This window comes from Kitasatospora sp. NPDC032757, from assembly GCF_055579305.1.
Map to the genome: position 1 here is coordinate 146,924 of NZ_JBVINN010000008.1, position 13,570 is coordinate 160,493.

Below are 13,570 nucleotides of genomic sequence, written 5' to 3' on the forward strand. Positions count from 1 at the left end.
GCGGGCAAGAGGAACGCGAGGTAGGTGTGACGGGATACGTGCCCGGGCGGCAGCTCCAGAACAAGACCGCCGACCGGACGGGGGTCCCGGCGCGCGCCGCGACCCCCGTCCGGTCCCGGACGGGGCAGGCCCGGACCAGCCCGGCCCGCCCCGGCCCCGCCCGCACCAGCCAGGCCCCCCGGTCCAACCAGGCGCCCAGGATCACCGCCCTCGGCGGCGGCCAGGGGCTCTCCGCCTCGCTGTCCGCACTGCGCCGGCTCACCACCGACCTCACCGCCGTGGTCACGGTGGCCGACGACGGCGGCTCCAGCGGCCGGCTGCGCGAGGAGCTCGGGGTGCTGCCCCCGGGGGACCTCCGCAAGGCGCTGGCCGCGCTCTGCGGCGACGACGACTGGGGCCGCACCTGGTCCGAGGTGATCCAGCAGCGCTTCACCGGCACCGGGGGGCTGGGCGGCCACGCCGTCGGCAACCTGCTGATCGTCGCGCTCTGGGAGAAGCTCGGGGATCCGGTGGCCGCCCTGGACTGGGTGGGCCGGCTGCTGAACGTCCAGGGCCGGGTGCTGCCGATGTCGGCGGTGCCGCTGGACATCGAGGCGATAGTCCGCGGCCACGACCCGGCCCACCCCGGCGCGGTCTCCGCCGTCCGTGGGCAGGCCAGCGTGGCCGTGACGCCGGGCACCGTGGAGTCGGTCCGGCTGCTGCCGGACGAGCCGCCGGCCGTGCCGGAGGCCGTCACCGCCGTCCGCGAGGCGGACTGGGTGGTGCTCGGCCCCGGCTCCTGGTTCACCAGCGTGCTGCCGCACCTGCTGGTGCCCGAGCTGGCCCAGGCGCTCACCGAGACCCGCGCACGCCGTCTGCTCACCCTGAACCTCGCCCCCCAGCCCGGCGAGACGGAGGGCTTCACCCCGCAGCGTCACCTGGAGGTCATCGCCGACCACGCCCCCGCCCTTGCGGTGGATGCGATCCTGGTGGACGAGCGCGCCGTCACCGGCGGCGCCTTCGGCCAGGCGGACCTGGCCGGCCTGGAGAAGGCCGCCGAGCGGATGGGCGCAGCCCTGGTGCTCGGGCGGGTCGCCCGTACCGACGGCACGCCGCGACACGACCCGGAGCTCTTGGCAGCCGCGTACGACCGGATTTTCCGGACACATGGAAGGATCGGGCCATGGCGATGACTCCAGCGGTGAAGGACGAAATCAGCCGGCTCCCGGTCACCCGGGCCTGCTGCCGCAAGGCGGAGGTCTCGGCGATCCTGCGTTTCGCGGGCGGGCTGCACATCGTGAGCGGCCGCATCGTGATCGAGGCGGAGCTGGACACCGGCGCGGCGGCGCGCCGTCTGCGCAAGGACCTGCTGGAGATCTTCGGACACTCCTCGGACCTCGTCGTGATGGCGCCCGGCGGCCTGCGCCGCGGCAGCCGCTACGTGGTCCGGGTGGTCAAGGACGGCGAGCTGCTGGCCCGCCAGACCGGTCTCGTGGACGGCCGCGGTCGGCCGATCCGGGGCCTGCCCCCGGCCGTCGTCTCCGGCGCCACCTGCGACGCCGAGGCGGCGTGGCGCGGGGCGTTCCTGGCGCACGGCTCGCTCACCGAGCCCGGCCGTTCCTCCTCCCTGGAGATCACCTGCCCCGGCTCCGAGGCCGCCCTCGCGCTGGTCGGTGCCGCCCGCCGGCTCGGCATCCCGGCCAAGGCCCGCGAGGTGCGCGGCGTGGACCGGGTGGTGATCCGCGACGGCGACGCCATCGGCGCGCTGCTGACCCGGCTCGGCGCCCACGAGTCGGTGCTGGCCTGGGAGGAGCGCCGGATGCGGCGTGAGGTGCGGGCCACCGCCAACCGCCTGGCCAACTTCGACGACGCCAACCTGCGCCGCTCGGCCCGCGCCGCGGTGGCGGCCGGCGCCCGGGTGCAGCGCGCGCTGGAGATCCTCGGCGAGGAGGTGCCGGAGCACCTGGCCGCCGCGGGGCAGCTGCGGATGCAGCACAAGCAGGCCTCGCTGGAGGAGCTGGGCGCGCTGGCCGACCCGCCGCTGACGAAGGACGCGGTCGCCGGCCGGATCCGCCGGCTGCTGGCGATGGCCGACAAGCGCGCCTCGGAGCTGGGCCTGCCGAGCACCGAGGCCAATCTGACCGACGAGATGGCGCTCAACTAGCGATCACGGTCCGTGAGTACGAGCGGCCGGTGTCCGGATTCCGGACATCGGCCGCTCTGTGTTCGGACGCCAGCGAACAGGGGTTGACAACGCGCTCCGCAGGCCTGGAGCAACTCCCGCGACGGCAAGCGGAGAAGGCCTGTTCGTGAGCTATTGACACGCCACGCCAAGGCGTCCGACCCGGGCTGATGTGCCCTCTCAGGGCTCGGAGGGGTAGGGTCATAGGCGGTCGGGGACATCCCAAATTCCACCCCGTCGGCATAGTTCCGGCGTACCTAACGAGGAGATCGGTTCGTGACGATCCGGGTAGGCATCAACGGATTCGGCCGCATCGGCCGCAACTTCTTCCGTGCGGTCAAGGCCCAAGGCGCGGACATCGAGATCGTCGGTGTCAATGACCTGACCGACACCAAGACCCTGGCGCACCTTCTCAAGTACGACTCCATCCTGGGCACCTTCCCCGGCGAGGTCTCGCACACCGAGAACAGCATCACCGTCGACGGCAAGACCTTCAAGGTCATCGCCGAGCGTGACCCGGCCAACCTGCCCTGGGGCGAGCTGGGCGTGGACATCGTCATCGAGTCCACCGGCATCTTCACCAAGGCCGATGCGGCCAAGAAGCACGTCACCGCCGGCGCCAAGAAGGTCATCATCTCGGCGCCCGCCACCGACGAGGACGTCACCATCGTGATGGGCGTCAACGACGACAAGTACGACGCCGCCAAGCACACCGTCATCTCCAACGCCTCCTGCACCACCAACTGCGTGGCGCCGCTGGCCAAGGTGCTGAACGAGAACTTCGGCATCGTCAAGGGTCTGATGACCACGGTGCACGCGTACACCAACGACCAGGTCACCCTGGACTTCCCGCACAAGGACCTGCGCCGCGCCCGCGCCGCCGCCCTCAACATCATCCCGACCTCCACCGGTGCCGCCAAGGCCACCGCGCTGGTGCTGCCGGAGCTGAAGGGCAAGCTGGACGGCACCTCGCTGCGCGTCCCGGTCCCGACCGGCTCGATCACCGACCTGGTCGTCACCCTGGAGCGCGACGTCACCGTCGAGGAGGTCAACGCGGCCTTCCAGAAGGCCTCCGAGGGCTCGCTCAAGGGCATCCTGCAGTACACCGAGGACCCGATCGTCTCCTCCGACATCGTGAACTCGCCGTTCTCCACGATCTTCGACTCGCTGATGACCATGGTCCAGGGCAACCAGGTCAAGGTCTTCGGCTGGTACGACAACGAGTGGGGCTACTCGAACCGCCTCGTCAACCTGACCACCCTCGTCGGTGAGCAGCTCTGACGCAGCGGGAGCTGACGTGAAGTAAGGGGGAGGGCCCGGAAGGCTTCGACGCCATCCGGGCCCTCGTCTGCGCACCCTCAACTCCCCTATGACGGCCCGCCGTTGTGCCGTCCTTGCTCCACCCCCCAGGAGACGGAAGACCGTGAAGACCATCGAAGACCTCGACGTCGCCGGCAAGCGCGTATTCGTCCGCGCGGACCTGAACGTGCCGCTGTCCGGCGCCACGATCACCGACGACGGCCGGATCCGTGCCGTCGCCCCGACCATCGCCAAGCTCGTCGAGCGCGGTGCGAAGGTCGTCGTCGCCTCCCACCTCGGCCGCCCCAAGGGCGAGCCGGACCCGCAGTTCTCCCTCGCGCCGGTGGCCGTCCGCCTCGGCGAGATCCTCGGCAGGCCGGTCGCGTTCGCGACCGACACCGTGGGCGAGAGCGCGAAGGCCACCGTCGCCGCCCTGGCCGACGGCGAGGTCACGCTGCTCGAGAACCTGCGCTTCAACGCCGGCGAGACCAGCAAGGACGACGCCGAGCGCGGCGCCTTCGCCGACGAGCTGGCGCAGCTGGCCGACCTGTACGTGGGCGACGGCTTCGGTGCGGTGCACCGCAAGCACGCCTCCGTCTACGACCTGCCGGCCCGCCTGCCGCACGCCGTCGGCGACCTGATCGCCACCGAGGTGGGCGTGCTCAAGCGCCTCACCGAGGAGGTCGAGCGCCCCTACGTGGTCGTGCTCGGCGGCTCCAAGGTGTCCGACAAGGTCGGCGTGATCGACAACCTGCTCGGCAAGGCCGACCGCATCCTGATCGGCGGCGGCATGGCGTACACCTTCCTCAAGGCCCTGGGCCACGAGGTCGGCATCTCGCTGCTGCAGGAGGACCAGATCCCGGTCGTCCTGGAGTACCTGGAGCGGGCGAAGGCGAACGGCGTCGAGTTCGTGCTGCCGGTGGACGTCGCGGTGTCCGCGAGCTTCCCCGACACCAAGACCCACAAGCCGGTCGAGGACTACGAGGTCGTGGACGCGGACAGGATCCCCGCGGACAAGGAGGGACTGGACATCGGCCCGAAGACCCGCGAGCTGTTCGCGGCGAAGCTGGCCGACGCCAGGACGGTGTTCTGGAACGGTCCGGTGGGCGTCTTCGAGCACCCGACCTTCGCCGAGGGCACCAAGGCAGTCGCGCAGGCGCTGCTGGACAGTGACGCGTTCACCGTGGTCGGTGGCGGCGACTCCGCCGCGGCCGTCCGCATCCTGGGCTTCGACGAGACGAAGTTCGGGCACATCTCGACCGGCGGTGGCGCCAGCCTTGAGTACCTGGAGGGCAAGACCCTCCCCGGTCTCGCCGCCCTGGAAGGCTGAGGCAATGACTGAGCGTCTCCCGCTGATGGCGGGCAACTGGAAGATGAACCTCAACCACCTTGAGGCCATCCAGCACACCCAGAAGCTGGCGTTCGCGCTGGCCGACAAGGACTACGAGGCCGTCGAGGTCGCCGTCCTGGTGCCGTTCACCGACCTGCGGTCGGTGCAGACCCTGGTCGACGGCGACAAGCTGAAGATCAAGTACGGCTCGCAGGACATCTCGCAGCACGACTCCGGTGCCTACACCGGCGAGGTCTCCGGCCCGATGCTGTCCAAGCTGAAGTGCACCTACGCGGTCATCGGTCACTCGGAGCGCCGGCAGTACCACGGCGAGAACGAGGAGATCGTCAACGCCAAGGTCAAGGCCGCCTACCGCAGCGGGGTCACCCCGATCCTCTGCATCGGCGAGCCGCTGGACATCCGCAAGGCCGGCACCCACGTCGAGTACACGCTGGCCCAGCTCGACGGCGGCCTGAAGGACGTCCCGGCCGCGCAGGCCGAGTCCATCGTCGTCGCGTACGAGCCGGTCTGGGCGATCGGCACCGGCGAGGTGGCGACCCCCGAGGACGCCCAGGAGGTCTGCGCCGCGATCCGCCGGCGGATCGCCGAGCTGTACGACGCCGCGCTGGCCGAGAAGGTCCGTGTCCTGTACGGCGGTTCGGTCAAGTCGTCGAGCGCGGCCGGCCTGATGGCCAAGCCCGACATCGACGGCGGCCTGATCGGCGGTGCCTCCCTGGACGCCGACGAGTTCGTCAAGATCGTGCGGTACCGTGAGCAGGCAGTAGGCTAACGCCGCCGCAGCAACGTAGGCTTTGGGGCCGGACCGCTCAGTGCGGCCCGGCCCCTTCGCCGAAGATACGAGAGAGTTGGTCCCGTCGTGGTTATCGGGTTCTCGATTGCCCTGATCATCTTCAGCCTGCTGATGATCCTCCTGGTGCTGCTGCACAAGGGGAAGGGCGGCGGCCTGTCCGACATGTTCGGTGGCGGCGCGATGTCCACCGGCGGCGGCTCGGCGGTGGCCGAGCGCAACCTGGACCGCATCACGATCATCGTCGGTGTCGCCTGGTTCGCGTGCATCATCGTGCTCAGCCTGGTGCTCAAGTACCAGAGCTGACGTATCTCTGACGCCCCGTCGCCCCGCGGCCTATGCTGGAACGGTCCGGGGCGGAGCCGGTGGTGGTGGATCCTTAACTCCTGCTTACACTAGGACGACTTTCGCCACCGACGCGCACCGCGGCGGGTCGGCGCACCAGCACGCAGGGAGTCAGACCGTGGCAAGTGGCAACGCCATCCGTGGCAGCAGGGTCGGAGCCGGTCCGATGGGGGAGGCGGAGCGCGGCGAGTCCGCCCCGCGCAGCCGGATCTCCTTCTGGTGTGCCAACAAGCACGAGACCCGCCCCAGCTTCGCCGCGGAGGCGGTCATCCCGGAGACCTGGGACTGCCCGCGCTGTGGCTTCCCGGCCGGCCAGGACGAGCACAACCCGCCGGCCCCCTCGCGCAACGAGCCCTACAAGACCCACCTCGCCTACGTGCGCGAGCGGCGCACCGACGCCGACGGCGAGGCGATCCTCGCCGAGGCGCTGGCCAAGCTGCGTGGCGAGATCTGAGGGCCGGCAACACGAAGGGCGCCACCGTTTCGAACGGTGGCGCCCTTTCGCGTAGCCGGGGCCTAGGCCGAGGCCGGCGGGTAGAGCTGCGGCGGGAGCTGCGCCGCCGCGGCCCGGTCCAGCAGCCAGAGCGTGCGGCTGCGGCCGTACGCGCCCGAGGCGGGCGCCTGGAGCTCGCCCGGGCCGGAGAGGGCCAGCGCGACCGCGCCGGCCTTGTCCTCGCCGGCCGCCAGCAGCCAGACCTCGCGGGCCGCCCGGATCGCCGGGAGGGTCAGCGAGACGCGGGTCGGCGGGGGCTTCGGCGCCCCGCGCACGCCGACCACCGTCAGCTCGGCCTCCCGGACGCCCGGGTGCTCGGGGAAGAGCGAGGCGACGTGGGTGTCCGGGCCGACGCCGAGCAGCAGCACGTCGAAGGCGGGCACGCCGAGCCGGTCGCCCGGCCCGGCCGCCTCGGCCAGCTCCTCGGCGTAGCGGGCCGCGGCGGCCTCCACGTCCGAACCGTCCACGCCGTCCGAGGCGGGCATCTCGTGCACCCGCGCCGGGTCGAGCGGGACGGCGTCGAGCAGCTCCGCCCGGGCCTGGACGGCGTTGCGGTCCGGATCGGCGGCGGGCACGAAGCGCTCGTCGCCCCACCAGAGGTCCAGCCGGGCCCAGTCGACCGCGTCCCGGGCGGGGGAGGCGGCGATGGCGGCCAGCAGCGCGTTGCCGTTGCGCCCGCCGGTGAGCACCACCGAGGCGGTGCCGCGGGAGGCCTGGGCGTCCACGATCCGGGTGATCAGCCGGGCCGCGGCCGCCTGGGCCATCAGCTCCTTGTCCCGGTGGACGACCAGCTGCGGGGTCGCCGCCGTCACGATCCCGCCTTCTTGCTCGCGCGCTTGGCCGGGGCCTTCTTCGCGGCGGCCTCCTCCGGCGCGGCGGTGCCCGGCACCTTGGCGGTCACCCGGGCCGGGTTGGCCACCGCGGCCTCGGAGACGGCCTGGGCGACCTGCTCGGCCGCCACCGTCTCGGCGTTGACCGGCTCGTGCAGCCGCTCGACGGGCGTGCGCACGGCCGACGCGTAGATGTCGTCCGGGTCGAGCCGGCGCAGCTCCTCCGCGATCAGCTCGGACGTCTCGCGCCGCTTGAGCGCCACCTGGCGGTCCGGCGAGCCGGCCATGGAGAGCGTGCCCATCAGGCCGTCCGGGCGGTCCAGGGTGATGTCCCCGTCCGCGGTGCGCAGGTGTACCGCGGTGATGCCCGGGCCGCCGGTGACGACCCGCTCGACCGGCACGTGCAGCCGGTTGTGCAGCCAGAGGCCGAGCAGCTCGACGCTGGGGTTGTACGACTCGCCCTCGACCACCGCGGAGATGATCTTCGACGGCCGCTGGTCCAGCGCCGCGGCCAGCATCGAACGCCAGCCGGTGATCCTGGTCCAGGCCAGGTCGGTGTCGCCCGGGGTGTAGCTCTGGGCCCGCTGGGCGAGCTGGCCGACGGGGGACTCCGCGGTGACGGCGTCGGTGATCCGGCGCTGGGCGATCGAACCCAGCGGGTCCTGCGCCGGGTGCAGCGGCGCGTTCTCCGGCCACCAGACGACCACCGGGGCGTCCGGGAGGAGCAGCGGCAGGACGACCGACTGGGCGTGCGCGGCGAGCTCGCCGTGCATGCGCAGCACGACCGTCTCGCCGGAGCCGGCGGCGGTGCCGACGAGGATCTCGGCGTCCAGGCGGGTCTCGGCGCGGGCCCGGGGCGAGCGCCCGGCGCGCTTGATGACCGCCAGGGTGCGCGAGGGGTGCTCGCGGGAGGCGTCGTTGGCGGCCTTGAGGGCGTCGTACGCGCTGCCCTCGTCGGTCACGATCACCAGGGTGAGCACCATGCCGGCGGCGGTGGAGCCGCTGGCCCGGCGCGCCTCCATCAGCGCTGCGTTGATCTTGCTGGACGTGGTGTCCGTGAGGTCGATCTTCATGGCCGGCGCCAGCTCCTGCCGTCTCGTGCGAGCATCTCGTCAGCCTCGACCGGTCCCCAGGTGCCGGCCGGGTACTGGGCGGGCTTGCCGTGGGCGTCCCAGTACTTCTCGATCGGGTCGAGGATCTGCCAGGAGAGCTCGACCTCCTGGTGGCGCGGGAACAGGTTGGCGTCACCGAGCAGCACGTCGAGGATGAGCCGCTCGTACGCCTCCGGGCTGGACTCGGTGAAGGACTCGCCGTAGGCGAAGTCCATCGTGACGTCCCGGACCTCGAAGGAGGTGCCCGGCACCTTGGAGCCGAACCGCACCGTCACGCCCTCGTCCGGCTGGACCCGGATGACCAGGGCGTTCTGCCCCAGCTCCTCGGTCGCGTAGGAGTCGAACGGCAGGTACGGGGCGCGCTGGAAGACCACCGCGATCTCGGTGACCCGGCGGCCGAGCCGCTTGCCGGTGCGCAGGTAGAACGGCACACCCGCCCAGCGGCGGTTGTTGATCTCCAGCTTGATGGCCGCGTAGGTGTCGGTCTTGGAGTCCGGGTTGATGCCGTCCTCGTCGAGGTAGCCGCCGACCTCCTCGCCGCCCTGCCAGCCGGCCGCGTACTGGCCGCGCACGGTGTGCTTGCCGAGGTCGGCCGGGAGCTTGACGGCGCTGAGCACCTTGAGCTTCTCGGCGACCAGCGCCTTGGGGTGGAACGACGCCGGCTCCTCGATGGCGGTGAGCGCCATCAGCTGGAGCAGGTGGTTCTGGATGACGTCCCGGGCCGAGCCGATGCCGTCGTAGTAGCCGGCACGGCCGCCGATGCCGATGTCCTCGGCCATGGTGATCTGCACGTGGTCGACGTACGACCGGTTCCAGATCGGTTCGAACATCTGGTTGGCGAAGCGGAGCGCCAGGATGTTCTGGACGGTCTCCTTGCCCAGGTAGTGGTCGATCCGGAAGACCTCGTCCCGGGGGAAGACCTCGTGGACGATCCGGTTCAGCTCCTGGGCGCTCTCCAGGTCGTGGCCGAAGGGCTTCTCGATGACGGCGCGCCGCCAGGAGCCCGAGGGCGGGTCGGCCAGGCCGTGCTTCTTCAGCTGCTGGACGACGGTCGGGAAGAACTTCGGCGGCACCGAGAGGTAGAAGGCGAAGTTGCCGCCCGTGCCCTGGGCCTTGTCGAGCTCCTCGATGGTCGCGCGGAGCTTGTCGAAGGCGTCGTCGTCGTCGAAGGTGCCGTGGACGAAGCGCATGCCCTTGGCGAGCTGCTGCCACACCTCCTCGCGGAAGGGCGTCCTGGCGTGCTCCTTGACCGCGTCGTGGACCTCCTTGGCGAAGTCCTCGTCCTTCCACTCGCGGCGGGCGAAGCCGACGAGCGAGAAGCCCGGCGGCAGCAGGCCGCGGTTGGCCAGGTCGTAGATGGCCGGCATCAGCTTCTTGCGGGACAGGTCGCCGGTGACCCCGAAGATGACCAGGCCCGACGGCCCCGCGATGCGCGGGAGCCGTCGGTCTGCAGGGTCACGAAGCGGGTTGACGGGAGCCGGCGGGGTGTCGGCCGCGTCCGAGTCCGACGTCAACTCAGGGAAATCAGTGCTCACTTGATGGGCTCCGCTTTCGTGCGCTGGCTGTGAGCAGGAATCACTTCTCGTCGGTGAAGGAGGCGAGCGAGGCGGTGACGGTGTCGAGCAGCTCGTTCCAGGACTGCTCGAACTTCTCCACGCCCTCGTCCTCGAGCACCTGGACCACGTCGTCGTAGTCCACGCCGGCGGCGGCGATGGCGTCCATCACGGCCTTGGCGTCGGCGTAGTTCGGGACGATGGTGCCGCCGGTGATCACGCCGTGGTCGCCGGTGGCGTCCAGGGTGGCCTCGGGCATGGTGTTGACGGTGCCCGGGGCGACCAGCTCGGTGACGTACAGGGTGTCCGGCAGGGCCGGGTCCTTGACGCCGGTGGAGGCCCAGAGCGGACGCTGCGGCTTGGCGCCGGCGGCCTCCAGGGCCTTCCAGCGGTCGCTGCCGGCGGCCTTGCCGTCGACGCTGCCGAAGACCTCCTCGTACGCCTGGTAGGCGAGGCGGGCGTTGGCCAGGGCGGCCTTGGAGCGCAGGTTCCTGGCGTCGCCGCCGACCTTGTCCAGGCGCTTGTCGATCTCGGTGTCCACGCGGGAGACGAAGAACGAGGCGACCGACTCGATCTGGGAGAGGTCCAGGCCCTTGGCCTTGGCGGCCTCCAGACCGGTCAGGTAGGCGTCGATGACGGCGCGGTAGCGCTCCAGCGAGAAGATCAGCGTGACGTTGACGCTGATGCCCTTGCCGATGACCTCGCTGATCGCCGGCAGGCCGGCCTTGGTGGCGGGGATCTTGATGAAGACGTTCGGGCGGTCGACCAGCCACCACAGCTGCTTGGCCTCGGCGATGGTGGCGGCGGTCTCGTGGGCCAGGCGCGGGTCGACCTCGATGGAGACCCGGCCGTCGCGGCCGTTGGAGGCGTCGTAGACCGGGCGCAGCACGTCGGCGGCGTCGCGCACGTCCGAGGTGGTGATCATGCGGACGGCCTCGTCGGTGGTGACCTTGCGGACGGCGAGGTCGCGCAGCTGGCCGTCGTACGAGCTGTGCCCGCCGCCGATGGCCTTCTGGAAGATGGTGGGGTTGGTGGTGACACCCACCACGTGCTTGTTCTGCACCAGCTCGGCGAGGTTGCCGGTGTTCAGCCGCTCGCGGCTGAGGTCGTCCAGCCAGATCGCCACGCCTTCGTCGCTGAGGCGCTTCAGTGCGTCAGTCATGGTGCTTCAGTCCTTTTTTCTTCTGTCTTCGTGGGGTCGTCAGAGGGGCCGCGTACTCGCGTGCGGGCGAGTACGCGGCCCAAGGGGCTAGCGGTTGACGGCTTCGAGCGAGCGCAGCGCGTTGTGGGCCTCGGCGACGACCCGCTCGGAGGTCAGGCCGAACTCCTCGAACAGCACCTTGTAGTCGGCGGAGGCGCCGAAGTGCTCCAGCGAGACGATCCGGCCGTGGTCGCCGACCAGCTCGCGCCAGCCCTGGCCGATGCCGGCCTCGACCGAGACGCGGGCCTTGACCGACGGCGGCAGCACGCTGTCGCGGTAGGCCTGGTCCTGCTCCTGGAACCACTCGAAGGACGGCAGCGAGACCACGCGGGTCGCGATGCCCTCGGCCTCCAGGACCTCGCGGGCCTTGACGGCCAGCTGGACCTCGGAGCCGGTGCCGAGCAGGATCAGCTGCGGGTCGCCGTTGGACGCCTCGGCCAGGATGTAGCCGCCCTTCGCCGTGCCCTCGGCGGAACCGAAGACCTCGCGGTCGAAGGTCGGGACGTTCTGGCGGGTGAGCGCCAGGCCGACCGGGCCGGGGTGGGTGGTCTGCCGCTCGATCACCGTGCGCCAGGCGACGGCCGTCTCGTTGGCGTCGGCCGGGCGGACCATGGCCAGGCCCGGGATGGCGCGCAGCGAGGCCAGGTGCTCGACCGGCTGGTGGGTCGGGCCGTCCTCGCCGAGGCCGATCGAGTCGTGCGTCCAGACGTAGGTGACCGGCAGCTTCATCAGCGCGGCCAGGCGGACGGCCGGGCGCATGTAGTCGGCGAAGACCAGGAAGGTGCCGCCGAAGACGCGGGTCTTGCCGTGCAGAGCGATGCCGTTCATGGTCGAGCCCATGGCGTGCTCGCGGATGCCGAAGTGGATCGTCCGGCCGTAGGGGCTGGCGGACTTCAGCGGGTTGCCCCCGGGGAGGAAGGAGCTCTCCTCGTCGATGGTGGTGAGGTTGGACTCCGCGAGGTCGGCCGAGCCGCCCCACAGCTCCGGGATCACCGCGCCGATCGCCTTGAGGGTCTCGCCGGAGGCCTTGCGGGTGGCGACGTCCTTGCCGGCCTCGAAGACCGGGACGGTCTTCTTCCAGCCCTCGGGCAGCTCGCCGGCGTCGATGCGGTCGAACTCGGCGGCGCGGTGCGGGTGGGCGGCGCGCCAGGCGTTGAAGGACTGCTGCCACTCGTCGCGGGCGGCCTTGCCGCGCTTGATCACCTGGCGGGCGTGCCCGATCACCTTCTCGCTGACCTCGAAGGTCTTCTCCGGGTCGAAGCCCAGGACCTTCTTGGTGGCGGCGATCTCGGCGGCGCCGAGCGCGGAGCCGTGCGCCTTGGCGGTGTTCTGCGCGTCCGGGGCCGGCCAGGCGATGATGGTGCGCATCGCGATCAGCGACGGGCGGCCGGTCTCGGCCTTGGCGGTGGCCAGCGCGTCGGCCAGGGCGGCCACGTCGATGTCGCCGTTGGACTTCGGGGTGACCCGCTGGACGTGCCAGCCGTACGCCTCGTAGCGCTTGAGGACGTCCTCGGAGAAGGCCGTCTCGGTGTCGCCCTCGATCGAGATGTGGTTGTCGTCGTACAGGGCGACGAGGTTGCCCAGCTTCTGGTGGCCGGCGAGCGAGGAGGCCTCGGCGGAGATGCCCTCCTCCAGGTCGCCGTCGGAGACGATGGCCCAGATGGTGTGGTCGAACGGCGACTCGCCGGCCGGGGCGTCCGGGTCGAAGAGGCCGCGCTCGAAGCGGGCCGCCATCGCCATGCCCACCGCGTTGGCGATGCCCTGGCCCAGCGGACCGGTGGTGGTCTCGACGCCCGCGGTGTGACCGTGCTCGGGGTGGCCGGGGGTGCGGCTGCCGGCGACCCGGAAGGCCTTGAGGTCGTCCAACTCCAGACCGTAACCGGAGAAGTAGAGCTGGGTGTAAAGGGTCAGGCTGGTGTGCCCGGGGGAGAGGACGAAACGGTCGCGGCCCACCCAGGCCGGGTCGGTCGGGTCGTGGCGCAGGAAGCGCTGGAAGATCAGGTACGCCGCCGGGGCCAGCGACATGGCCGTCCCGGGGTGTCCGTTGCCGACCTTCTGGACCGCGTCCATGGCCAGGACGCGGGCCGTGTCGACAGTCCGCTCGTCCAGTTCGGACCACTCGAATGCATTCGTCGGCGTCGTGCTCACCCTGTCTCAGGGCTCCTTCCGTTGTGAAGAGTGACCCCGTGAGGGGGACCGGGTCGGCCACGTCGGTGGGGCCGGACGCTTGGGTGGTGCCGGTCACGGAGGGTAGATCCCGCTTCTCGTGGCGAGCCTACCGTCCGGGCCGGGGCTCACCCTCAGTGCTGAGACAACGGGGAATTCGATATGGCGATTCCCACGAGGGATCGATGGGCTGTTTTGTCACAGGCTCTCCTGGTTTCACGGGCTCTGCCCCTCCGGGGGGCAGGACGGGGGACCGATGCCGCACGGGCCCA

At 71.2% G+C, this 13,570-nt stretch carries 12 protein-coding genes; 7 read left to right on the forward strand and 5 right to left on the reverse strand.

Annotated features, from left to right (window positions below; genetic code table 11):
• Positions 1-200 precede the first annotated feature (200 nt).
• The 7 genes from ACZ5WK_RS13580 to ACZ5WK_RS13610 all read left to right on the forward strand — a co-directional run bounded on the left by ACZ5WK_RS13580 (position 201) and on the right by ACZ5WK_RS13610 (position 6,397).
• Positions 201-1,172 (forward strand): gluconeogenesis factor YvcK family protein, encoded by a 972-nt coding sequence (locus ACZ5WK_RS13580; protein ID WP_465547539.1) that lies wholly within the window; start codon positions 201-203, stop codon positions 1,170-1,172.
• Positions 1,163-2,143, forward strand: a complete 981-nt coding sequence (gene whiA, locus ACZ5WK_RS13585) for a DNA-binding protein WhiA (RefSeq protein ID WP_148642545.1) — start codon at positions 1,163-1,165, stop codon at positions 2,141-2,143. Before ACZ5WK_RS13580 ends, whiA begins: the two co-directional genes overlap by 10 nt.
• A 294-nt stretch (positions 2,144-2,437) precedes the next feature.
• Positions 2,438-3,442 carry a type I glyceraldehyde-3-phosphate dehydrogenase gene (gene gap / locus ACZ5WK_RS13590; RefSeq protein WP_465547498.1) on the forward strand — a complete coding sequence of 335 codons (1,005 nt, stop codon included), beginning with the start codon at positions 2,438-2,440 and terminating at the stop codon, positions 3,440-3,442.
• A gap of 142 nt (positions 3,443-3,584) precedes the next feature.
• Positions 3,585-4,790, forward strand: a complete 1,206-nt coding sequence (locus ACZ5WK_RS13595; protein ID WP_465547499.1) for a phosphoglycerate kinase — start codon at positions 3,585-3,587, stop codon at positions 4,788-4,790.
• A gap of 4 nt (positions 4,791-4,794) precedes the next feature.
• The gene (gene tpiA / locus ACZ5WK_RS13600) at positions 4,795-5,580 is read left to right on the forward strand and encodes a triose-phosphate isomerase (RefSeq protein ID WP_396320520.1); all 786 of its coding nucleotides are present in this window, start codon (positions 4,795-4,797) and stop codon (positions 5,578-5,580) included.
• Between the two features lie 87 nt (positions 5,581-5,667).
• Positions 5,668-5,904 carry a preprotein translocase subunit SecG gene (gene secG / locus ACZ5WK_RS13605; RefSeq protein ID WP_465547500.1) on the forward strand — a complete coding sequence of 79 codons (237 nt, stop codon included), beginning with the start codon at positions 5,668-5,670 and terminating at the stop codon, positions 5,902-5,904.
• Between the two features lie 157 nt (positions 5,905-6,061).
• The gene (locus ACZ5WK_RS13610; RefSeq protein ID WP_104818705.1) at positions 6,062-6,397 is read left to right on the forward strand and encodes an RNA polymerase-binding protein RbpA; all 336 of its coding nucleotides are present in this window, start codon (positions 6,062-6,064) and stop codon (positions 6,395-6,397) included.
• Positions 6,398-6,459: 62 nt separating this feature from the next.
• Here the strand turns inward: ACZ5WK_RS13610 and pgl are convergent, their stop codons facing one another.
• From pgl to tkt, 5 genes are all read right to left on the reverse strand, one after another.
• Positions 6,460-7,248, reverse strand: coding sequence for a 6-phosphogluconolactonase (gene pgl, locus ACZ5WK_RS13615; protein ID WP_465547501.1), 789 nt, complete (start codon positions 7,246-7,248; stop codon positions 6,460-6,462).
• Positions 7,245-8,339 carry a glucose-6-phosphate dehydrogenase assembly protein OpcA gene (gene opcA, locus ACZ5WK_RS13620; protein WP_465547502.1) on the reverse strand — a complete coding sequence of 365 codons (1,095 nt, stop codon included), beginning with the start codon at positions 8,337-8,339 and terminating at the stop codon, positions 7,245-7,247. The genes pgl and opcA overlap by 4 nt, the downstream gene beginning before the upstream one ends.
• The gene (gene zwf / locus ACZ5WK_RS13625) at positions 8,336-9,892 is read right to left on the reverse strand and encodes a glucose-6-phosphate dehydrogenase (RefSeq protein WP_396320573.1); all 1,557 of its coding nucleotides are present in this window, start codon (positions 9,890-9,892) and stop codon (positions 8,336-8,338) included. The genes opcA and zwf overlap by 4 nt, the downstream gene beginning before the upstream one ends.
• Before the next feature lie 61 nt (positions 9,893-9,953).
• A complete protein-coding gene (gene tal / locus ACZ5WK_RS13630; RefSeq protein WP_465547503.1) occupies positions 9,954-11,093 on the reverse strand; it encodes a transaldolase in 1,140 nt (379 codons plus the stop codon).
• A gap of 87 nt (positions 11,094-11,180) precedes the next feature.
• A complete protein-coding gene (gene tkt, locus ACZ5WK_RS13635) occupies positions 11,181-13,280 on the reverse strand; it encodes a transketolase (protein ID WP_465547504.1) in 2,100 nt (699 codons plus the stop codon).
• Positions 13,281-13,570 lie beyond the last annotated feature (290 nt).

What these genes read in the sequence shown, in the direction of transcription:
- whiA (WP_148642545.1), top strand. Translation starts at nt 1,163, where the DNA reads ATGGCGATGACTCCAGCGGTGAAGGACGAAATCAGCCGGCTCCCGGTC.
- tpiA (WP_396320520.1), top strand. Translation starts at nt 4,795, where the DNA reads ATGACTGAGCGTCTCCCGCTGATGGCGGGCAACTGGAAGATGAACCTC.
- opcA (WP_465547502.1), bottom strand. Translation starts at nt 8,339, where the DNA reads ATGAAGATCGACCTCACGGACACCACGTCCAGCAAGATCAACGCAGCG.
- tal (WP_465547503.1), bottom strand. Translation starts at nt 11,093, where the DNA reads ATGACTGACGCACTGAAGCGCCTCAGCGACGAAGGCGTGGCGATCTGG.